The sequence below is a fragment of the Leucobacter celer subsp. astrifaciens genome, from assembly GCF_001273835.1.
GTDB classification, from domain to species: domain Bacteria; phylum Actinomycetota; class Actinomycetes; order Actinomycetales; family Microbacteriaceae; genus Leucobacter; species Leucobacter celer.
The window spans coordinates 52,947-73,322 of record NZ_JHEI01000138.1; the positions used below are offsets into that span (position 1 = coordinate 52,947).

General features: G+C 70.7%; 16 protein-coding genes and 1 riboswitch. Of the genes, 9 read left to right on the forward strand and 7 right to left on the reverse strand.

From position 1 onward, the window contains the following. Positions 1 to 173 precede the first annotated feature (173 nt). Entirely contained in the window at positions 174 to 1,328 is a 1,155-nt protein-coding gene (gene nagA / locus AMS65_RS11680) for an N-acetylglucosamine-6-phosphate deacetylase (RefSeq protein ID WP_053384349.1), read from the forward strand. Positions 1,329 to 1,371: 43 nt separating this feature from the next. Here the strand turns inward: nagA and AMS65_RS11685 are convergent, their stop codons facing one another. Further along, entirely contained in the window at positions 1,372 to 2,052 is a 681-nt protein-coding gene (locus AMS65_RS11685) for a DedA family protein (RefSeq protein WP_053384350.1), read from the reverse strand. Positions 2,053 to 2,356: 304 nt separating this feature from the next. On the opposite strand from AMS65_RS11685, the gene AMS65_RS11690 reads away from it, so the two are divergent. Beyond that, positions 2,357 to 5,041: a hypothetical protein gene (locus tag AMS65_RS11690; protein ID WP_157502241.1), complete on the forward strand. Its 2,685-nt coding sequence runs from the start codon at positions 2,357 to 2,359 to the stop codon at positions 5,039 to 5,041. A gap of 125 nt (positions 5,042 to 5,166) precedes the next feature. Here the strand turns inward: AMS65_RS11690 and AMS65_RS11695 are convergent, their stop codons facing one another. Beyond that, a complete protein-coding gene (locus tag AMS65_RS11695; RefSeq protein ID WP_053384352.1) occupies positions 5,167 to 6,060 on the reverse strand; it encodes a bifunctional methylenetetrahydrofolate dehydrogenase/methenyltetrahydrofolate cyclohydrolase in 894 nt (297 codons plus the stop codon). A 173-nt stretch (positions 6,061 to 6,233) separates the two neighbouring features. Beyond that, positions 6,234 to 7,517: a serine hydroxymethyltransferase gene (gene glyA, locus AMS65_RS11700; protein ID WP_053384353.1), complete on the reverse strand. Its 1,284-nt coding sequence runs from the start codon at positions 7,515 to 7,517 to the stop codon at positions 6,234 to 6,236. Between the two features lie 49 nt (positions 7,518 to 7,566). Further along, a riboswitch (ZMP/ZTP riboswitch) is annotated at positions 7,567 to 7,651 on the reverse strand. 144 nt (positions 7,652 to 7,795) lie between these two features. Between glyA and purU the strand changes: the two genes are divergently transcribed. Further along, complete coding sequence (purU, locus tag AMS65_RS11705) at positions 7,796 to 8,677, forward strand: formyltetrahydrofolate deformylase (RefSeq protein ID WP_394324728.1); 882 nt, start codon at positions 7,796 to 7,798, stop codon at positions 8,675 to 8,677. A 178-nt stretch (positions 8,678 to 8,855) separates the two neighbouring features. On the opposite strand, the gene AMS65_RS11710 is transcribed toward purU, so the two are convergent. Then, positions 8,856 to 9,584 (reverse strand): TetR/AcrR family transcriptional regulator, encoded by a 729-nt coding sequence (locus AMS65_RS11710; RefSeq protein WP_053384354.1) that lies wholly within the window; start codon positions 9,582 to 9,584, stop codon positions 8,856 to 8,858. A 174-nt stretch (positions 9,585 to 9,758) separates the two neighbouring features. Here AMS65_RS11710 and AMS65_RS11715 point away from each other — a divergent pair, with 174 nt between their 5' ends. Continuing rightward, on the forward strand, positions 9,759 to 11,384 hold the full coding sequence (locus AMS65_RS11715) for an amidohydrolase (RefSeq protein WP_053384355.1): 1,626 nt from the start codon (positions 9,759 to 9,761) through the stop codon (positions 11,382 to 11,384). Between the two features lie 45 nt (positions 11,385 to 11,429). Further along, the gene (locus tag AMS65_RS11720; protein ID WP_053384356.1) at positions 11,430 to 12,845 is read left to right on the forward strand and encodes an APC family permease; all 1,416 of its coding nucleotides are present in this window, start codon (positions 11,430 to 11,432) and stop codon (positions 12,843 to 12,845) included. A 165-nt stretch (positions 12,846 to 13,010) separates the two neighbouring features. Here the strand turns inward: AMS65_RS11720 and AMS65_RS11725 are convergent, their stop codons facing one another. After that, the gene (locus tag AMS65_RS11725) at positions 13,011 to 13,958 is read right to left on the reverse strand and encodes a biotin--[acetyl-CoA-carboxylase] ligase (RefSeq protein ID WP_053384357.1); all 948 of its coding nucleotides are present in this window, start codon (positions 13,956 to 13,958) and stop codon (positions 13,011 to 13,013) included. Between the two features lie 126 nt (positions 13,959 to 14,084). Between AMS65_RS11725 and AMS65_RS11730 the strand changes: the two genes are divergently transcribed. From AMS65_RS11730 to AMS65_RS11740, 3 genes are all read left to right on the forward strand, one after another. Continuing rightward, a complete protein-coding gene (locus AMS65_RS11730) occupies positions 14,085 to 15,695 on the forward strand; it encodes an acyl-CoA carboxylase subunit beta (RefSeq protein WP_053384358.1) in 1,611 nt (536 codons plus the stop codon). Positions 15,696 to 15,778: 83 nt separating this feature from the next. Further along, positions 15,779 to 16,060, forward strand: coding sequence for a hypothetical protein (locus tag AMS65_RS11735; RefSeq protein WP_083451658.1), 282 nt, complete (start codon positions 15,779 to 15,781; stop codon positions 16,058 to 16,060). A gap of 326 nt (positions 16,061 to 16,386) precedes the next feature. Then, positions 16,387 to 17,067 carry an NUDIX hydrolase gene (locus AMS65_RS11740; RefSeq protein WP_053384440.1) on the forward strand — a complete coding sequence of 227 codons (681 nt, stop codon included), beginning with the start codon at positions 16,387 to 16,389 and terminating at the stop codon, positions 17,065 to 17,067. 138 nt (positions 17,068 to 17,205) lie between these two features. On the opposite strand, the gene AMS65_RS11745 is transcribed toward AMS65_RS11740, so the two are convergent. Beyond that, positions 17,206 to 17,853 (reverse strand): class II aldolase/adducin family protein, encoded by a 648-nt coding sequence (locus AMS65_RS11745; protein ID WP_241489428.1) that lies wholly within the window; start codon positions 17,851 to 17,853, stop codon positions 17,206 to 17,208. 100 nt (positions 17,854 to 17,953) lie between these two features. Next, on the reverse strand, positions 17,954 to 19,594 hold the full coding sequence (locus tag AMS65_RS11750; protein ID WP_053384359.1) for a deoxyguanosinetriphosphate triphosphohydrolase family protein: 1,641 nt from the start codon (positions 19,592 to 19,594) through the stop codon (positions 17,954 to 17,956). Positions 19,595 to 19,674: 80 nt separating this feature from the next. Between AMS65_RS11750 and AMS65_RS11755 the strand changes: the two genes are divergently transcribed. Further along, positions 19,675 to 20,286, forward strand: coding sequence for a hypothetical protein (locus tag AMS65_RS11755; RefSeq protein ID WP_241489429.1), 612 nt, complete (start codon positions 19,675 to 19,677; stop codon positions 20,284 to 20,286). Positions 20,287 to 20,376: the final 90 nt, after the last annotated feature.

Below are 20,376 nucleotides of genomic sequence, written 5' to 3' on the forward strand. Positions count from 1 at the left end.
CGGGCGCTGCCCTGTCAACCCCTTCGGCACGCCTCGTTCGCATCTCCCCCGCGCCGGCCCGAACGGGTGCGCACGCGACGGGATCCGGTAACCTGACCCCAGCGCCGGATGGGCCACACGGGTCAGAGGTGAGAGGAAGCAGAGACGATGGATCGCGACGAACGGCGGGCACGATGACCGCCACGCTCATCCACTCCGTCGAGCTCGTGTCCGACGGTCGCCGATCCTCGGACGCCTGGGTGCTGTTCGACGGCGGCACCGTGCGCGAGATCGGTACCGGCGGGAGCTGGCGACGGACGGCGGATCCCGGCGGCACCGAAGTGCTCGACGGCACCGGCCTGATCCTCACCCCCGGATTCATCGACCTGCACATGCACGGCGGCGGAGGCCGCTCGAACGAGGACGGCGCCGCCGCGATCCGCGCCTCACTCGCCGCGCACCGGGCGCACGGCACCACCCGCGCGGTGCTGTCGTTCGTGAGCGACCGTCCCGCGGCCCTGCTCCCCCGCCTCGCAGAGGTCGCCGAGCTGGTCGGCACAGATCCGTCGGTGCTCGGCAGCCACCTCGAGGGGCCGTTCCTCTCCGAGCAGTATCGCGGCGCGCACGATCCCGCGCTGCTGACGCACCCGGCCGCGCACGACCTCGACGCGCTGCTCGAGGCCGCGCAGGGCACGCTGCGGCAGGTCACACTGGCACCCGAGCTGCCCGGCTCGGCCGCGGCGATCCCGCGCCTCGTCGACGCGGGCACGGCCGTGGCGGTGGGACACACGAGCGCCGACTACGAGACCGCGCGCGACGCGTTCGCCGCGGGAGCCAGCATCCTCACGCACACCTTCAACGCCATGCCGCCGCTGCACCACCGCGAGCCGGGACCCATCGGCGCCGCCTTCGCCGTCCCGCACGTGACCCTCGAACTCATCAACGACGGGCTGCACGTGCACCCCGCGCTCGCGAGGCTGCTGTTCACGCAGGCTCCGGGGCGGGTCGCCCTCATCACCGACGCGATGGCCGCGGCATGCTCGCACGACGGAGACTACGTGCTCGGTTCGCTCGCGGTGACCGTGCGCGACGGGGTGGCGCGGCTGCGGGCAGCGGGCACGATCGCCGGCTCCACACTCACCCTCGACGCGGCGCTGCGGCAGTCGGTCGCGGCGTGCGGAGTCGAGCTGGCCGACGCCGTGCTCGCGCTCACCGCGACGCCGGCCGCGGCGATCGGACGAAGCGGGGATCTCGGCAGCCTGCGCCCCGGCTTCGCCGCCGACGCCGTGCTGCTCGATCGCGACCTGACCGTGCGGCGGGTATGGCTCGCCGGTCGCTCGTCCGGCTGAACAACCCCGATCCTGCGCGGCGCAGCGTCGCCCCGCGATCCGTCTAGGACGCTTCGGGGTCGATCGCCTCTGGATCCCGGCCCGCCCGCCTACGACGCGCGTTGCGCACGAGCCGCGCGATCACGAACCACAACAGGAGCAGCAGGACCACGACCACGATGAGATCGGAGAGCAGGCCGCTCCACTGCTCGAGTATCGGCTTGATGGCCGGCCCGAAGACGAAACCGAGTCCGATCCAGATGCCGTTCCAGACTCCGGAACCGAGAAGCGTATACAGGCTGAACTTCACGAGAGACATGCGCTCGATGCCAGCCGGAATCGAGATGAAGGATCGCACGAGCGGCACGCAGCGGCCGACGAGCACCGCAGTGCCTCCCCAGCGAGTGAAGAAGGCCTCCGCCCGGTCGAAGTCGTCGTGGTCCATGAGCGGGATCTTGCCCACCACCCACCGTGTGCGTTCTCGCCCGAACACAGCGCCGATCGCGTACCATACCCAAGCACCGACGAGCGCACCGAGCGTCGCCATGAACCAGGCCAGCCAGAAGTTCAACCGCCCGTCATAGGCGAGAAATCCGGCCCCTGGCAGGAGCGCCTCCGACGGGATTGGTGGGATGAACGTCTCGAGGAACACCGCGATGCCCACTCCGAACTCACCGATCGTCTCCATCAGGGTGAGGATCCAGCCGACGAGGCCTTCGTACTCTGCGCCGGGGTGAGTCTCCATCCGAAGCACACTAGCATCCGGACCACTTGCGAAACGGTGAAGTCCCCGGGCAGCCGCCGGCCCCTCGGGCGCAGGGGCGGTCGGCCGGTGCGATATGTCCCACTGTTGCGCATCAAATGAGATCCGAGGCCCATGATGTAGTGTTCATTGAAAGTCCTGGCGATGAAGTCAGTCCGTTCGCACTGAGCCGCCCGAGTCCAGAGTTGAGCCACGTCCCACCGCATATGCACTCTCCACATGCCCCCAGCAGCGCCCCGAGCGCTTCGGATGCTGGCACGCGCAAGAAAACCATGCGCTGAGGATCGTGGCAGTGCTCATTCTGGACCGGACCGACCTGCTCGCGCAGATCACCGAGAGCGTCGAACGCTCACGGGTGACCCTGCTGTGCGCCCCGGCCGGGTACGGCAAGACGACCGCCATCACTCGGTGGTCGAGTGGACGCGACGAGCGGTCCCTCTGGATCGGCTGTGCCGCGGCGAACGCGGAGACGCTGTGGAAGTACGTCGCCCAGCGCCTCTCCAAGACGCTCGACGCCGAGATCCCGACTCCGGACTTCCCGCTCAGCTCCGTGCGCGAGCTCATCACCGCGATCGACCGGCCCCTCACCCTGGTGTTCGACGACTACCACCACGTCACCACTCCCCAGAACGATCAGCTGATCGCCGAACTCGCCGAGGGCAACCCGCTGATCACCCTCATCGTTCTCGCCCGGCGCGTGCGCGTGCTCAACGGCCCGCTCGTGACCAGCCGCACTCCGGTGCGCGTCTTCGATGCCCACGATCTCGCCTTCAGCCCGGAGGAGGCCCGCGAACTCGCCTCGATGTACCGGCTCCGCGACGACGGCCGCTTGCGCTCAGCGCTGCGCGACGCCGCCGGCTGGCCGCTCGCCACGCGCGCGGCGCTGGGGCCGGCGCATGCGCTCGACGGAGCGGAGGTGGAGCCGGGATCCGCCACCGCCGACCGTATCGAGAGCATCGACCCGCGCGTCGAGCTGAGCCGCTTCGCGCTGAACCACCTCGAGATCGTCAGCGACACCGGTCGCCGTATCCTGCTGGCCGCCTCGCTGCTCGATGGGATCTCCTTCCGCCTGCTCGAGCAGTTCACCGGGGTGGTCGGCCCACGACTCCGGGAGACCGTGCACCAGCTCCTGGAACTCGGTGTGCTCACCTCCGCGAGCGACGGATCCGGCACCGAGTTCCACTGCCACCCCGCGGTACGGCCCACGTTCGCCCTGCGCTCCGAGCGATCGCTCTCGCCCGAGGAGCGGGCCGGGCTGCTGCGCGGCCGCGCTGCGGAACTCGACCACGTCGCCCCCTTCTCGGCGTTCAAGCTCTACTGCGCCGTCGCGGATCACGACCGGGCCGAATCGCTGCTCATCCGCAGCTTCGTGATCCTGACCGACGAGGCCGAGGAGATCCTCCCGTACCTGCGCGGCCTCCCCGAGACGGTGCTGGCCGCCCACCCCGCGTACGTCTCGGCGAGGCTGTTCCTCGAAACCGGGGACCCGAGCGTGCCGTCGAGCACCCTCGCCCGCCTGTTCGAGCTGATGCGAATCGGCGTGCAGGCGCGTCTCGCCGCCGCGGACGGCGACGCAGCGAACCTTCCGATCGAGCAGCACCTGGCCACCATCGCCCAGCACATGGCGCTCTCCCGGCTGGCGGGCGACCTCGATGCGGCATACGACAGCGCCCGCGCCCTCGAGGATCGCATCGCGTCGACGACCTCGCTGGAGGTCTCCGAGACGGTCAAGCTCACCGAGACCGCGAACACCGCACCGGCACCGGGGGCGGCGCCGATCTACTACCGGGAGATCGCGCTCACCGCCCTGGGCGTCGGCGACCTCGAGGGGGCCCGCCGCAACTGGGACCGACTGCTCGCGCACGCGGACGCGGCGCTCGAGAAGCCTCTCGACGACCACCTGCGGGACGCGGCGCGCACCGTCAGCGGAAAGCTCTCCGGCCAGCGCTGGCGGCTTGCGGCGCTGAACGGCCTGGCGTTCACCGCGATGATGGACGGCCGTATGGCGCTGTGCGCGGAACTGCTCTCCGAGTGCGACGCGTTCAGCGAGGCGACCGGCGCTACCGCGCCCGCCTCCACCTGGGTGGTCGGCGAGATCGCCCGCGCGCACCTCGCCTACGAGCTCAACGACGACTCGCTCCTCAGGCGCGCGCTCGAGCGCTTGACCCCGCTGCGGGATCGCATCGAGGCATGGCCGATGCTGCTGATCGGCGAGGCCGAGGTGGTGAGAGCCCAGCGCGGCGTCGAGTGGGCGATGGTGCAGGTCCAGGCGATGTTCGATCGTGACGGGCGGAACCCGCGGCACGAGACGCGGATGTGGCGCCAGTGCGTCGGGAGCTACCGGGCGATGCTCAGCACCGCGCGCGGAGATCTCGCCGGCGCCGCCGAACTGCTCGCCGCGCTCGACCCCGATGCGGCGAGCACCGGGCTCGAACGCGCGCGCCTCGCCCACTTCGCGCTCGATGACATGCAGGCGCTGCTCCTGGTGCAGCAGATCAGCGGCACCATCACCGTGCGGCAGCAGACGGACCGCGCCCTCATCACGGCTGTCGCCGCGTGGGGCTGCGGGCGAACCCGGGAAGCGGTCGACGCGTTCGCCGCGGCCGCCGAGCTCATGCGGGAGCACCGGCTGACCTCGCTGCTGCGGGGCCTGCCGCACGAAAGCCTCCGCGCCCTCGCCGAGGCGGCGCGCGATGCGGGCGTCTGCGATCTCCTCCCGGAGCTCGAGGCCGTACCGACGGCTGCGCGCTGCCGCCGGTACGAGCGGCTCACCGAAATGGAGCTGCGCACGCTCGAGGCGGTCGCCGTGCACAGGTCCATCGGCAGCACCGCCGAGGCGCTCTTCGTCACCTCCGCGACCGTGAAGAAGCACCTCAACGCCGTCTACCGCAAACTGCAGTCGCGGGGCAGAGAAGAGGCGATCCTCCAGGCGACCCGCATGGGCCTCCTCTCCGCCGCACCGGCCGAGTGACCGCCAAACGCTACGCGTTTGCCGACCGCTCGAAAACTCCGGCAGTAGCCGGAGGCCGAGTGCTCACGAACGCTTCGCGTCCGTTTCGCGCTCGAAAAATCCGCCTGTGGGCGGAGGCCGAGTGCTCACGAACGCTTCGCGTCCGTTTCGCGCTCGGCCATCTCAACCACGTTCTTGAGCAGCAGGGCGCGCGTCATCGGCCCGACCCCGCCCGGGTTCGGCGAGATCCAACCCGCGACCTCGGCCACCGCCGGATCCACGTCCCCCACGACCCGGCTCTTGCCGGTCTCGGGATCCGTCTTGCGCGAGACGCCCACGTCGAGCACGATCGCGCCCGGCTGCACGTCCTCGGCCCTGACGATGCCCTCGACGCCGGCCGCGGCCACGATCACATCGGCGCGCCGCAGTTCGGCGCTCAGGTCCCGCGTACCCGTGTGGGTGAGGATCACGGTCGCGTTGTACTCACGGCGCGTGAGCAGCGGACCGATGGGGCGCCCCACGGTCACACCGCGACCCACGACCACCACGCGCTTGCCGGCCCACGAGAGGCCGTTGCGCTCCACCAGCTCGATCACACCGCGCGGCGTGCACGGCAGCGGGCTGGTGATCTCGGAGTTGGCGTTGAGCACGAGGCGTCCGAGGTTGGTGGGGTGCAGCCCGTCGGCGTCCTTGTCCGGATCGATGCGCTCGAGGATGCGATCAGTGTCGATGTGCTTCGGCAGCGGCAGCTGCACGATGTACCCGGTGCACTCGGGGTCGGCGTTGAGCTCGTCGAGCACCGCCTCGAGCTCCTCCTGCGACACCGTCTCGGGCAGCTCCCGCTTGATCGACGCGATCCCCACCTCGGCGCAGTCGCGGTGCTTGCCCGCGACGTACCACTGCGATCCGGGATCCTCGCCCACCAGCACGGTCGCGAGGCCCGGCACGACACCGCGCTCGGCCAGGGCCGCGACCCGCTGCGCGAGTTCCTGCTTGATCGCCGCAGCAGCGGCCTTTCCGTCGAGTTTCTGTGCAGTCATCTCTAGCTCCTTCACACGTCATCCTGCGGGAGCGCAGGGAGTCGCAGGATCCCACTCGAGTAGAGAGCGAGATCCTGCGACTCCCCGGCCCAGTAGGGCCGCCGCGAAATGCGAGAAACGCTGACGCGTTTCTCCTCCAGCATTATCACGCGCACAGGATGACGACGGGTGATTTACCAGGTCTCGAGGCCGGGGTAGAGCGGGAACGCCTCGGCGAGGGCGGTGGCCCGCGCCTTGAGCGCCTCGACGTCGCCGGCCTGCTGCAGCGTCAGCGCGATGATGTCGGCCACCTCGGCGAATTCCGCGTCGCCGAAGCCGCGGGTCGCGAGCGCGGGCGTGCCGATGCGCAGGCCGCTGGTGATCATCGGGGGCCGCGGGTCGAAGGGCACCGCATTGCGGTTGACCGTGATGTTGACCGCGTGCAGCGCGTCCTCGGCCTGCTGGCCGTCGAGCTCGCTGTGGCGCAGGTCGGCGAGCACCAGGTGCACGTCGGTGCCGCCCGTGAGCACGTCGACGCCCGCGGCCTTCGACGCCTCGGTGGTGAGCGCCTCGGCCACGAGCTTCGCGCCCGAGAGGGTGCGCGTCTGGCGATCCTTGAACTCGTCGGTGGCCGCGAGCTTGAAGGCGGTGGCCTTCGCCGCGATCACGTGCATGAGGGGGCCGCCCTGCTGCCCGGGGAACACGTTGGAGTTGAGCTTCTTGTAGAGCTCGAGATCGTTCGTGAGGATGAAGCCGGAGCGGGGGCCGCCGATGGTCTTGTGCACGGTCGACGAGACCACGTGGGCGTGGGGTACCGGGTTCGGGTAGAGACCCGCGGCGACGAGCCCGGCGAAGTGCGCCATGTCGACCCACAGGGTCGCGCCGACCTCGTCGGCGATCTCGCGGAACTTCGCGAAGTCGAGCGTGCGCGGGTACGCCGACCAGCCCGCGATGATCACCTTGGGCTTGTGCTCGAGCGCCTGCTGCCGCACCACGTCCATGTCGACGAGGAAGGTCTCGGGATCGACGCCGTAGGAGGCGACCTTGTAGAGCTTGCCCGAGAAGTTGAGCTTCATGCCGTGGGTGAGGTGGCCGCCGTGGGCCAGCTCGAGGCCGAGGATCGTGTCGCCCGGCTCGGCGATGGCGCTCAGCACGGCGGCGTTGGCGCTCGCGCCGGAGTGGGGCTGCACGTTCGCGTACTTCGCGCCGAAGAGGCTCTTCGCGCGCTCACGCGCGAGATCCTCGGCGATATCGACGAACTCGCAGCCGCCGTAGTAGCGGCGGCCGGGGTAGCCCTCGGCGTACTTGTTCGTGAGCACCGATCCCTGCGCCTCGAGCACCGCGCGGGGCACGAAGTTCTCGCTGGCGATCATCTCGAGGGTGCCGCGCTGGCGGCCGAGCTCGTTCTTGAGCACCTCGGCGATCTCGGGGTCGACGGTCTCGAGCGGCTCGTTGAAGAATGCGGACTGGGTGGACATGCTTGTGCTCCTAAAGTTCCTTCATCCGCGCGCACGCGGAACATCCAGAAAATACGACCCAGGCGAGCGGCCAATTCGTTTGAGGTGTCGTTCCCCGATGGTGTCCCATCTGCACGCCAGTCACGACGAGACGAGTTTACCAACTCGAAGCCGATGAGGGGAATGGCGGGTGTAATACGGGGTACTCATGAGCACGGCGCGTGGCGAATCCCACGAGGGGCAGAGCCCGCAGGGCCCCACAGCGGCCCGTAGACCCCGATCGACTACCCTTGTACTCCGTGAACACGATCGCGAACGAAACCCCCGCAACCCAGTGGGTGCTCACCCTCTCCTGCATCGACGGACCCGGGATCGTGCACGCGATCAGCGGCGCGATCGTCGCGGCCGGCGGCAACATCGCCGAGAGCCAGCAGTTCGCGAGCCACGACACGGGCCGCTTCTTCATGCGCCTGCAGGTGGAGGCCGTCGCCCAGCCCGACACCTTCGAGGGGCGCTTCGAGCAGGCCCTCGCCCCCGTCACCGAGCGCTACCACATGACCTGGCGCCTCGACACGGTGGGCCGACCGGTGCGCACGCTGATCCTCGCCTCCACGGCGACGCACTGCGTCAACGACCTGCTCTACCGTCGCCGCGGCGGCCAGCTGCCCATCGAGGTGCCGCTGATCCTCTCCAACCACGAGACCGTGCGCGACATCGCCGAGTTCTACGACGTTCCCTTCGAGTACCGCGCCATCGCGGGCGCCGACGAGAAGGCCGCATTCGAGGCCCGCGTGCTCGAGGCCGTCGATCAGCTCGACATCGAGCTCGTCGTGCTGGCCCGCTACATGCAGATCCTCTCCCCCGGTCTCTGCGAGGCGCTCGAGGGCAAGGCGATCAACATCCACCACTCCTTCCTGCCGGGATTCAAGGGTGCCAACCCCTACAAGCAGGCGCACCAGCGGGGCGTGAAGCTCATCGGCGCGACGGCTCACTTCGTCACGACCGACCTCGACGAGGGCCCGATCATCGAGCAGGACACGATCCGCGTCGATCACTCCTACTCCGTGCGCGAGCTGACCCAGCTCGGCCAGGACGTCGAGGCGCGCGTGCTGCGTCACGCGGTGCGCTCCTTCGCCGAGAACCGCATACTGGCCGACGGGGATCGCACCATCATCTTCTAGGCCCCGCTCGGAGCGCGGGCGCGCGCCGCAACTGGTCGACGAGAGTAGAGTTTCGGCACTGATCCGCGCGATTCTCAGCCGAAATCCTACTCTCGGGGGCCCGTGGCGGGGAGAGGCTGGGGCGGCGCCAGAGAGTTCGGGATCGGCGCCGCACCGACAGCGCCGATCGACTCCCCGATCACTCCCGCGGCAGCGCCGCGAACTCCACCCGCAGTCCCGCGACCATCGCCGTGAGCCCGAGACGGTAGGCCGCGTCCGCCGGCCGCTCCGCCGCGGCGGCGGCAGCAGCAGACGCAGCGGCGGCGGCGAGCGCGCGCTCCCGCGCCGCATAGGCGCCGGAGAAGGCCGGAACGTCGGTTCGAGGGCCCGGATCCAGCATCTCGGGATCCGCCGCCGCATCGAGCGCGGATCCCAGCAGGAACGACTCGATCGCCACGATGACCGAGAGCACCCGATCCTCCGGCCAGCCCGCGCGCACGAGCGCTGAGGTGACGGCGTCGTACATGAAGCTCGTGCGCGATTCCGCTGTGAGCGGGGTCGTCGCGAGCAGCGCGATGGTGGGCGGATGCGCCGCGAAGGCCGCGCGGTAGGAGTCGGCCCAGCGTTCGAGCGCCCGGTCCCACGGCAGTTCGTCGAAGCACGCCACGTCGATCCGATCGCTGATGAGCTCGCGCACGCCCGCGATGAGGTCGGCCCGGCTCGCGACGTGGTTGTAGAGCGAGGAGGGGCGCACACCGAGCTCCTGCGCGATGGCGCGCACTCCCGCCCCAGATTCGCCGTGCTCATCGATGAGACGCAGACCCGTCTCCAGGATCAGCTGCCGCGAGAGCACCCGGCGGCGCGGCCGGCCGACGCCTCGTCGCGGCGCGCCGCTCTCACCCGGCGTCTTCTCCCCGTTCTCGCGCACTTCGCCTCCTCGAGAATCATACGCATCCGTGACGATCCGCAGACATCCGCTCGCGCTCAGCCGATTTTCGTATTATTCTCAAGCCGACCACAAACGAACTCTGTTCGTTAATCGTGAGCGTACCGGGCCTCGCCGAGCGAAGTCCAGCACCGAGAACAGCAAGGATGCAGTCCTATGGGCACTACCGTCTTCACCGGAGGCACGATCCTGATCGATGCCGCATCAGGGCACGGCCCCCTCACGAGCACGGCGATCGCCTTCCGCGATGGACGGGTCGTCGCCCTCGGCGCCGACGCCGAGGCACTCGCAGCGCAGGACCCGACCGCCGAGACGATCGATCTCGCGGGCGGCACGCTCGCCCCGGCTCCGGGCGACGGCCACGCGCATCCGCTGCTCGGCGGTGTCGAGGCCGTCGGCCCCGCCGTGCGCGAAGCCGAGGACCTGCAGGGAATCCTCGACGCCGTCGCCGCGTGGAAGGCCGCCCACCCCGACGCGGCCTGGATCGTGGGCGGCAGCTACGACGCGACCTTCGCCGAGGGCGGGCTCTTCGACGCGCGCTGGCTCGACGAAGTCACCGGGGACACTCCGACCATTCTGCGCGCGTGGGACTACCACACCGCCTGGGTCAACTCGGCGGCGCTCGCTGCCGGGGGCATCACGGCGGCGACGCCGGATCCGCCCCTCGGACGTATCGTGCGCCGCGCCGACGGCTCACCGCTCGGTACCCTGCAGGAAGCGGCCGCCAACGACTTCCTCGCCGGCACCGTGCCGCCGTTCTCGCTCGAGCAGCGGGTCGGGGCGATCGAGCAGGCCACGAAGCGCTACGCCGCTCAGGGCACCACCTGGGTACAGGACGCCTGGGTGGAGCCGGGCGATATCGAGGTCTACCGCACCGCCCTGGCGCAGAGCCGCCTGCACACGCGGGTCAACCTCGCGCAGCGCGCGGATCCCGCCCGCTGGCGCGAGCAGGTAGCCGAGTTCACCGCGGCCCGGGCCGCGGTGCGGGATCTCGGGGCGGACCGTCTCAGCGCCGAGACCGTCAAGTTCTTCGTCGACGGCGTGATCGAGAGCCACACCGCCGCCCTCATCGCACCCTATGCCGATCGCCCGGACGAGCACGGTCTGCCGAACTGGACCCCCGCGGAGCTCACCGAGGCGGCCACCGCGTTCGAGGCGGCGGGCTTCCAGCTGCACCTGCACGCGATCGGCGACGCCGCCAACCGCTTCGCGCTCGATGCGCTCGAGGCCGCCGCCGAGGCCAACGGTCCTCGCGAGCGCCACCACGTCATCGCCCACGTCGCCCTGCTCGATCCGGCCGATGTCGCCCGCTTCGCCGCCCTCGGCGTCATCGCCAACTTCGAGCCCTACTGGGCGCAGTGCGACGCGGTGATGCGCGATCTCACGATCCCCCACCTCGGCCATCCGCGCGACGAGTGGCAGTACCTCATCGGTTCCGTGCACCGATCCGGCGCCACCGTCTCCTTCGGCAGCGACTGGCCCGTCACGACACTCGATTGGCGACCCGCACTCTCCACCGCCATCACCCGGCACAGCCACACCGAGCCGACGGCGCCCGCCTGGCTGCCCGACGAGCGCCTCGACGCCGCCACCGCGTACGCCGCCTACACCCGCGGCATCGCCCGCCAGGCGCTCGCCCCCGACCGCGGCACCCTCGACATCGGCCAGACCGCAGACGCCGTCTGGTTGTCGGCCGATCCGCTGCGCATCGCCCCCGAGGCGATCGCCGAGCTCGAGGTGCTCGGCACCTGGCTGGCCGGCGACGCCACCTTCCGCGCGTAGCGCGCAATCCCCCTCCACAGCCTCACTCGATCCGAAGGAGATATCGTGAGCGATTCCACCCAACCCCACCTCAAGAGGGCGCTGGGCCTCACCGGCCTGACCCTCTTCGGGGTGACCTACATGACGGTGATCACGGTCTTCACGACCTACGGCATCGTCAACCAGGTGACCGACGGCCACCTGCCGGCGGCCTACGTCGTCGCCGTCGTCGCGATGCTCTTCACGGCCGCGAGCTACGGCGCGATGGTGCGGCGCTACCCGGTCGCCGGGTCCGCCTACACCTACACGCAGCAGTCGTTCGGCGGGGCGGCCGGCTTCATCACCGGTTGGGTGATGCTGCTCGACTACCTGTTCATCCCGATGATCAACTTCATGCTCATCGGCATCTACCTCAACACCCAGTTCCCCGCGATCCCGGTGTGGGCGTTCACGCTGGTGGCACTGCTCCTCGTGCTGCTCTTCAACATCCTGGGCATCACGCTCGTCAACAAGGTCAACTTCGCGATCATCGCACTGTCGGTGCTGCTCGTGGTCATCTTCATGGTGCTGGCCTTCAAATACGCCTTCGGCGGCGACACCTCGGTGAGTCTCATCGAGCCGTTCACCTTCGGCGAGGGCGGCATCGGCGCGGTCGCTTCGGGCGCCGCGATCCTCGCCCTCTCGTTCCTCGGCTTCGACGCCGTCTCCACCCTCTCGGAGGAGGCGAAGCGCCCGCGCAAGGACATCCCCCGCGCCATCGTGCTCTCCACCCTGGTCGGCGGCCTCTTCTTCATCCTCGTCTCCTGGGCCGGCTCGCTCGCGTTCCAGCCCGACTGGTCCTCGCTCAGCGACGCCGAGATCGAGGCGGCCGGCGTCACCGTCATGAACAACATCGGCGGCGAGGCGTTCACCGCGTTCTTCGTGGCCGTCTACGTGGTCGGCGCCTTCGGGTCAGGCATGACCGGCCAGGTCTCGGTGTCCCGCATCCTCTACGCGATGGGCCGTGACGGCATGCTCCCCAAACCGCTGTCGCGCCTGCACGCCCGCTTCGGCACTCCCATCGTCGCCGCCTGCGTGGTGTCGGTCTTCGCGCTCTCGGCGCTGTTCCTCTCGCTCGATGTCGTGGCGTACATGATCAGCTTCGGCGCCCTCGCCGCGTTCGCGATGGTGAACCTGTCGGTGATCCGCACCTACCTCTTCCCGAAGGGCGGGCGCAGGCAACCGCTCACCGCGCGGGAGATCCTCGCCCACGGCGTCGCGCCGCTCATCGGCTTCGCGCTCACCATCTGGCTGTGGACCTCGCTCGAGCCGACCACGTGGCTCGTGGGCGCGATCTGGATCGCCATCGGCGTGGTCATCATCGCGATCGTGACGCGCGGCTTCAAGCGCCCCGTCCCGAAAATGGACTTCTCGGAGGGGGATCCCACCACCGAGCAGATCGACCAGCTCGCCGAGGAGTACCCGCTGGATCCTCGGTCGTAGCTCGCACCGTTCGCACCGTCGGCGCCGGATCCTGATCCGGTGCCCGATCCAGTGCACGATCCGGAGTCCCGGATGGCTGCTTCCCTCCCGGGGAGCCGACCATCCGGGACTCCGCGATTTCGGGCGCGGGCACGGATCCGGGATCCGTGATCCGGGTCCCGGATCTCACCGCAGGTGCTCGACGTCTCCCGCCGAGACCGTGAGCGTGCCGCCCGTGGGCAGATCCACGACGAGGGATCCGTCATCGGCCAGCTCGCGCGCGCGCCCGTCCACGATCTCGCCGCCGGGCAGGTGCACCCGCACCTCGGTGCCGAGCGTCAGCGAGTGCCGCGCCACCCGGGCGCGCGCGGCGCCGGGATGGGTCGCCGCCAGCTCGATCAGCCGCAGCAGCTCGGCGGCGTAGCTCGCGAGCACCTGGTCGGCGAGATCCTGTCCGGCCGGGTCCGCGAGCGTGGGCGCGGCTTCGACATCGGTCGCGGGATCCATCGCGGGATCGATCGCAGGATCCGTCGCCGGATCCGCGCGGAGCGCGGCCCCCAGGTCGGCGCCGGCGGAGAGCAGCGAGGCGGCCCGGCCCGTCGGCAGCTCCTCCTCCGGGATGAGCAGGTTGATGCCGGTGCCCACGATCACCGTGCCGGGGTCGATCATCTCGCAGAGGATCCCGCACAGCTTCAGACCCGGTGGGCCGGCGATCGCGTCCTCCTCGTCGCGCACGTGCACGTCGTTCGGCCACTTCACGCCGACGCGCTTCCCCTCGCCGAAATACGGCTGCAGGGCGGTCGCGATCGCGGATCCCGTCAGCAGCGGCAGCCAGCCCACCCCGAGGCCGGTCCGCCCGAAGTCCCGCACCAGCAGCGACGCGGCGATCGCCGTGTCGGGCGGCGTCACCCAGCCGCGATCGAGCCTGCCGCGGCCGGCGGTCTGGTTCGCGGTGGCGAGCAGGCTGCCGGCCGGCAGAGCGGACCCCGCGGGTGACGAGGCGGATGCGGATGCGGATCCCGGCGCGGCGCTCCCGGCGGCCCGAACCAGCTCGCGCAGCTCGGCGTTGGTCGACGGCGAGCTCTCGCGCCAGATCACCGTCGGCAGCAGCTCGCGCGTTCGCGTCAGTTCCATGCCATCAAGCTACTGCACGCCGCGCCTGCCCGCGGCAGCGCATAGTAGGGATTCCACCAAGGTTTTTCGATTCCGTTGGAGAGGTTCGGGAGCGTACGGCATGCACCCCGCGCTAGGCTGGCATGCGTGACTGGAGAGAACGCCACCGCATCAGCGGCAGAGAAGCTCGCGACCACGGCCGGCCGCATCGCCGACCACCGCCGCAAGTACCAGGAGGCCGTGGGCGACCGCGACGCCGCCGCCGCCGCCAAGCAGCACCCGCGCGGCAAGATGACCGCCCGGGAGCGCATCGCCGCCCTGGTCGATCCCGGCTCCTTCGTCGAGTTCGACAAGTACGTGCGGCACCGCACCCAGGCCTTCGGCATGGAGAACAGCCGCCCGTTCGGCGACTCCGTGGTCACCGGCGCCGGCACCATCCACGGCAGGCAGGTGGTCGTCTTCTCGCAGGACTTCACCACCTTCGGCGGCTCGCTCGGCGAGGTCGCCGGCGAGAAGATCGTGAAGGCCATGGAGTTCGCGCTGAAGACGGGTGCGCCGATCCTCGGCATCCTCGATTCGGGCGGGGCGCGCATCCAGGAGGGTGTGGTCGCGCTCAGCAAGTACGCCAACATCTTCCGGCTCAACACGGCCTGCTCGGGCGTGATCCCGCAGATCTCCATCGTCATGGGCCCGTCCGCCGGCGGCGCGGTCTACTCCCCCGCGCTCACCGACTTCGTGATCATGGTCGACAAGACCAGCCACATGTTCGTCACCGGCCCCGACGTGATCAAGACGGTGACGGGCGAGGAGGTCGGCTTCGAGGAGCTCGGCGGCGCCCTGACGCACAACAAGACGAGCGGCGTCTCGCACTACCTCGCGAGCGATGAGCTCGACGCGCTCGACTACGCGCGGGCGCTCATCAGCTACCTGCCCGACAACAACCTCGCAGAGGCCCCGGTCTACGACACCGACACGGCGCTCGAGATCACCGACGCCGATCGCAGGCTCAACACGGTCATCCCGGACAGCCCCAACCAGCCCTACGACATGAAGGCGATCATCGAGGCGATCCTCGACAGCGGCGACTTCCTCGAGGTGCAGCCGCTGTTCGCACCCAACATCCTCATCGGCTTCGGCCGCGTCGAGGGCCGCACGGTCGGGATCGTGGCCAACCAGCCCAACCAGATGGCGGGCACGCTCAACATCGACGCGAGCGAGAAGGCCGCGCGCTTCGTGCGCTTCTGCGACGCGTTCTCCATCCCGATCGTCACCCTCGTCGACGTGCCGGGCTACCTGCCGGGCACCGACCAGGAGTTCCAGGGGGTCATCCGCCGCGGCGCCAAGCTGCTCTACGCCTACGCCGAGGCCACGGTTCCGCTCGTCACGATCATCACCCGCAAGGCCTACGGCGGCGCGTACATCGTGATGGGTTCGAAGCAGATGGGCGCCGACTTCAACATCGCGTGGCCCACCGCCGAGATCGCGGTCATGGGCGGCGCAGGCGCCGTCAACATCCTCTACCGCAAGGAACTGGCCGCGGCCGCCGAGCGCGGCGAGGATGTCGAGGCGCTGCGCGCCGAGCTGACCGCGAAGTACACGGCCGACGTGTCGAGCCCGTTCCTCGCCGCCGAGCGCGGCGAGCTCGACAACGTGCTCGAGCCCGCCGGCACCCGCCTCGCCGTCATCAAGGCCCTGCGCGGCCTGCGCGGCAAGCGCGACGAGCTGCCCGCCAAGAAGCACGGCAACATCCCGCTCTGATCTGCAGAGGCCGTTCATCCGGCAGGTTCGATGAACGGTCCTCGCGGATCGAGAACACCGCAAGCATCGAGAACGAAGGCCTGATGAGCGAGAACGACGCACAGCTGCCGCCCGACGCCTCCGAGCGCGACGCCGCCAGGCGCGGGCAGCTGGGGGAGCACGACGACACGCTGCACGGCGAGGACATCCGTTTCACGACTCGGCAGGTGAGCGACGAGGAGCGCGCGGCGGTGATCGCGGTGCTGACGCAGGTGCGCGAGGAGGAGACCCGCCGGGCGAAGCGGGTGGAGCGCCGCGATCGCGAACCGTGGGCCCGTTCCCAGCGCGTGCCGGAGGGCATCAGCGACCTGCTCATCGAGGGCTAGTCCGGTCCTTCCTTCGGCCCGTCCCTTCCGCCCCTCCCGTCTCCGGACGCTTCCCCGCCCCCGTGCTGTCCTTCGCGCGTCAGTAGTCGAGGCCTCCGGGGCTCGATGACCGCATCTACTGACGCGCGAAGCGGCTGCGGACCGGTTCGGGTCACTGCGCGAGGGGTCGGCGGCGGCCGGTGCGGGGCGCGAGGCGCGATCGGCGGAGCGGAGCGGGATCAGCGGAGCGGTGCGGGCACGGCACGGGATCGGTGGCATGGCGCGGGATCGGCGGAACGGCGATGGCCGGCAACGGCTGGCACGATCGGCGGGATAGGCTGAAAAGCATGCGAGGATCCGACGCCGAGCGCGAGCTGCGCGAGCTGATGCGCCGCGGTGTGACGCTCGACTTCCGTCCGCAGGGCGCGCTCGCCGAGCTGCCGCTCCGACGATCGGCGGTGCTGATCCTGTTCGGCGCCCTCGACCGGGTGCCGGCCCGCTCCCCCTTTCCAGCCGTCGCCCCCGAGCTCGATGTGCTGCTCACGCGTCGCGCCGATCGTATGCGGCATCACGCCGGGCAGATCGCCTTCCCCGGAGGCGGCGCGGAACCCGGCGACAGCGACTCGGCGATGACGGCGCTGCGCGAGGCCTCCGAGGAGACCGGGCTCGACCCCGCGGGCGTCGAGGTGCTGGGCGCGCTGCCCGACGTGCACATCCCGGTGAGCAACAACCTGGTGACGCCCGTGGTGGGCTGGTGGCGGCTGCCGAGCCCCGTGGCAGCGGATCACGCGGAGTCCGTCGAGGTCTACCGGGTGCCCGTGGCGGAGCTGCTGGATCCCGCGGCTCGCGGCACCTCGGTGCTGCGGCGGGAGGGCCTCACCCACCGCGGCGCCGCCTTCCGTCTCGCTCCGCAGCTCGGCGGGCACATCGTGTGGGGCTTCACGGGGATCCTGCTCGCCACGCTCTTCGACGAGCTCGGCTGGAGCCGCCCGTGGGACGCGGAGCAGACCTTCGCCGTGCGGCCGTAGGCATCGGCTCGCAAGGACGCGCGGCATGGATCCTGCGACTCGCAAGCTCGCGCAGGATGACGAAATGAGCCGCACCCTCCGCGCAGGATGACGAAATGAGCCGCACCCTCCGCGCAGGATGACGGGGTGGAGCGACCGCTAGGCGTGGCGGGCGTCGTCCTGCGGGAAGACGGTGTCGGTGTCACCGAGCTGCAGCGCGAGCACCGTGGCCTGCGCCGCGTCCTCCAGGTTGAGCGCACGACGATACGCCATGCCGATCGAGTCGGCCACCACGGAGCAGCCGTGGTGCTGCATGATCACGCAGTCGTGCTCGCGCAGCTGCTCGGCCGCGGTGTCGGCGAGTTCGTCGGTGCCGTTGTGGTAGAACGGCGTGACGCCGATGGACCCCAGGTAGTAGGCGTGGTCGAGGGTGAGCAGCCGGATCGGCCGCCCGACGCTCGCGAGCACCACGGCGGTGCGGGGGTGCAGGTGCAGCACGCACTCGGCGTCCGGGCGTGCGCGGTAGGCCCGGTGGTGCAGCTTCCACTCGCTCGAGGGTGCGGTCGTGCCCTCCGCCGGAGACCCGGTCTCGTCGTCGGCGAGGCTCAGCACCGCGAAGTCGTCGGGTGTGAGACGGTCGAGCCAGGTGCCGCTGCCCGTGACCACGAAGGTGTCGTCCGAGATACGCGCCGAGAGGTTGCCCGCGCTCGCGAGCACCAGGCCGCGGTCGACGGCGTCGCGCCCGACCTCGATCAGCTCCCGCACCAGACGATCCCGATCCCGCGTCTCTGCTCTCTGCACACTCACGTCTCCACGTTACCGCCCCCGGGCGACGCCAGTGGTCGCCGCCGGGCCGGAGCGACAGCCGCCGGCGTCATCGGCGCGGAGAACACGACGGGGAGCGGGCTCAGACCGCGCCCGTGAGCGCGCGATGCGTCGACACCGCCTGCTGGTCGCTCAGCGAGGCCACATAGTCGAGGATCGCCCGGGCTCGGCCCTGCCGGCGCAGGCCGGCATCGCTCGCGTCTCCGATCAGCAGCTCGGGCCGCTCCCGGCGCAGCGCGAAGCTCGCGCTGGTCGCCTCGTCGACCCATTCCAGCAGCCGTCGCGGCGCCCGTCCGGAATCCACCGGGTCGCTCAGCCACTCGTCGAAGCCGAGGACCAGCTGCTCCACCACCCGCGCCTGGCCCCGCTGCGTCTGGCCCAGGTCGGGTCGTTCCAGCACGAAGTGGGCGTGCACGAACTTCAGCACCATCACCTCGTGCCAGGCCTGCCGGTCCAGCCGGACGTGTCCGCCCCGCACGTTCGGGTGCTCCTCGACCACGATCGAGGTGCGCAGATGCTCGATCCACCGCCGGGTGAAGCTCGACACCGCGCGCTCGCTGTCGATGCCGCCGTCGTAGGGGGCCGCGAGCAGCGCCTCCCCCACCTCGGCGCTCACGCGCCGCACCGCCGCCGCGAACGCGTCGCGGTCGGCGATCCACGCGTCCTTCCGATGCAGCCGCCGCCACAGCAGCTCGAGAGAGCGCCCCGGGGCCCGCCAGGACGCGACGAGCTCGCCGATCTCCTCGGCCGCGAACGTCTCCGAGTGCTCGAGCCAGGCCCGCAGCTCGCCCGACACGGCCGCCTGCTGCAGCACTCCCGCCCGGGTGAAGTCGTCGAGGTCGTGCACCGCGTACGCGATGTCGTCGGCGAGATCCATGACGGCGCACTCCACCGTCTGCAGGCCGGAGCCGATGCTCGGGAAGGCGGCGAGCGCCTGCTCCATATCGGTCGCCTCGAGCGCGTAGGCCGAGAACTTCTCGGCGCCCTCGACCGCGTCGGTGCCGACGCCGCGCGGGCGATCCTGAGCCGCCAGCTGCTCCGCGGTCACGCCGATCCACGCCGAGCGCGTCCAGGGGTACTTGAGGGTGGCCGCGCGGGTGGCCGCGGTGAGGTTGAGGCCGGGGAAGTCGCGGCCCAGGGTGTCGAGCTGGGTGAGGATGCGGAAGCTCTGGGCGTTGCCCTCGAAGCCCTCGGCAAGGCCGAGCCGTTCGCGCGCCACCCGATCCAGCACCCGCTCGCCGAGATGCCCGAACGGCGGGTGCCCGAGGTCGTGCGCGTGGGCCGCAGACTGCGCGACGATCGTGTCGCACCCCCCGAGCCGGGCCACGACGGCGCCGGTCCGGTCGTCCTCGCCCCGCTCCCCCCGCAGGAACGCGGCGTGCCTCGCCTCGTGGCCCGCGAGCTGCGCGGCGATGACCCGCGCCACGGCGCTCACCTTGAGCGAGTGGGTGAGGCGGTTGTGCATCACCGGCCCCACGCCGGACTGCGGCACGACCTGGGTCACGTCCGAGAGCCGGGCGAAGTAGGAGGAGAAGCGGATGCGCTCGAGATCGATGCGGTACTCCTGCGGGCTGCGGGTGCCGGCCGCCCGGCCCAGGGAGTCGTCGATCGCGGCCGAGCGGTGCTGAGAGGAGACGTGCTCGACGTACCGGCGCGCCTCGCGCGGATCGCTCCCCTGCGCCTCGCGCGCTTCCCCCTGGTCCTCCTGCGCCTGTGCGGTCATGCGCCTATTCAACCATCCGGCGTCCCGGCGGCCCGCTCATCGCGGTGTGTAGTGTGAGAAACGGGCGAAGGAGGCCACGCATGAGCGACACGGAGCAGGGCGGCGCCGGGCAGAGCGGCGCCGGCGGGAGCAGCACCGGCCAGGGCGGCAACCGCACCCGCGCGGAGAGCGTCCCGGCCATCGAGCGCGCGACCGGTCGCGACTGGAGCGGATGGATCGATCTCTTCGAGGCGCAGCGAGCCGGATCGCTCGCGCACGGGGAGATCGCGCGCATCGCCCGCGCCGCGATGCCGGACGAACTGCAGAATCCGGACTGGTGGGCGCAGGCCACGGCCATCGCCTACGAGCAGCACGCCGGGCTGCGCGTGCCGGGCCAGTCGTCCGCGGGCGACTTCCGCGTCAGCGCCAGCCGCACGCTGCCGCTCGACCGCGACGCGGCGATCGAAACCTGGGTGGCGGCCCACGCACAGCGCGCCGAGCACCTCGGGCACGCACCGGGAGCGCCGCGCCCCTCGCGCACCGAGAAGCGCAGCTTCTGGCGATTCTCCCTCGACGGGGCGGGCAGGGTCGAGATCTCGGCGACCCCCAAGGGCGACAGGACCACGCTCGCCGTGAGCCACGACGGGCTCGCCGACGGCGAGCGCATCGAGGAGTGGCGCGCGCACTGGAAGGCGCTGCTGGCCGAGCTCTGAGCCCGGGTGCGGCACTGCGCACGCCCTCGCTTCGCACGCCCTCGTTGTGCACCTCGCACTGCCGAAAGACAGACTCGGTTTGTACGCTGA

Coding starts and splice junctions, on each gene's coding strand:
- nagA (WP_053384349.1), top strand. CDS start 174: ATGACCGCCACGCTCATCCACTCCGTCGAGCTCGTGTCCGACGGTCGC.
- AMS65_RS11685 (WP_053384350.1), bottom strand. CDS start 2,052: ATGGAGACTCACCCCGGCGCAGAGTACGAAGGCCTCGTCGGCTGGATC.
- AMS65_RS11695 (WP_053384352.1), bottom strand. CDS start 6,060: ATGACTGCACAGAAACTCGACGGAAAGGCCGCTGCTGCGGCGATCAAG.
- glyA (WP_053384353.1), bottom strand. CDS start 7,517: ATGTCCACCCAGTCCGCATTCTTCAACGAGCCGCTCGAGACCGTCGAC.
- AMS65_RS11715 (WP_053384355.1), top strand. CDS start 9,759: ATGGGCACTACCGTCTTCACCGGAGGCACGATCCTGATCGATGCCGCA.
- AMS65_RS11725 (WP_053384357.1), bottom strand. CDS start 13,958: ATGGAACTGACGCGAACGCGCGAGCTGCTGCCGACGGTGATCTGGCGC.
- AMS65_RS11735 (WP_083451658.1), top strand. CDS start 15,779: ATGAGCGAGAACGACGCACAGCTGCCGCCCGACGCCTCCGAGCGCGAC.
- AMS65_RS11740 (WP_053384440.1), top strand. CDS start 16,387: ATGCGAGGATCCGACGCCGAGCGCGAGCTGCGCGAGCTGATGCGCCGC.
- AMS65_RS11750 (WP_053384359.1), bottom strand. CDS start 19,594: ATGACCGCACAGGCGCAGGAGGACCAGGGGGAAGCGCGCGAGGCGCAG.
- AMS65_RS11755 (WP_241489429.1), top strand. CDS start 19,675: ATGAGCGACACGGAGCAGGGCGGCGCCGGGCAGAGCGGCGCCGGCGGG.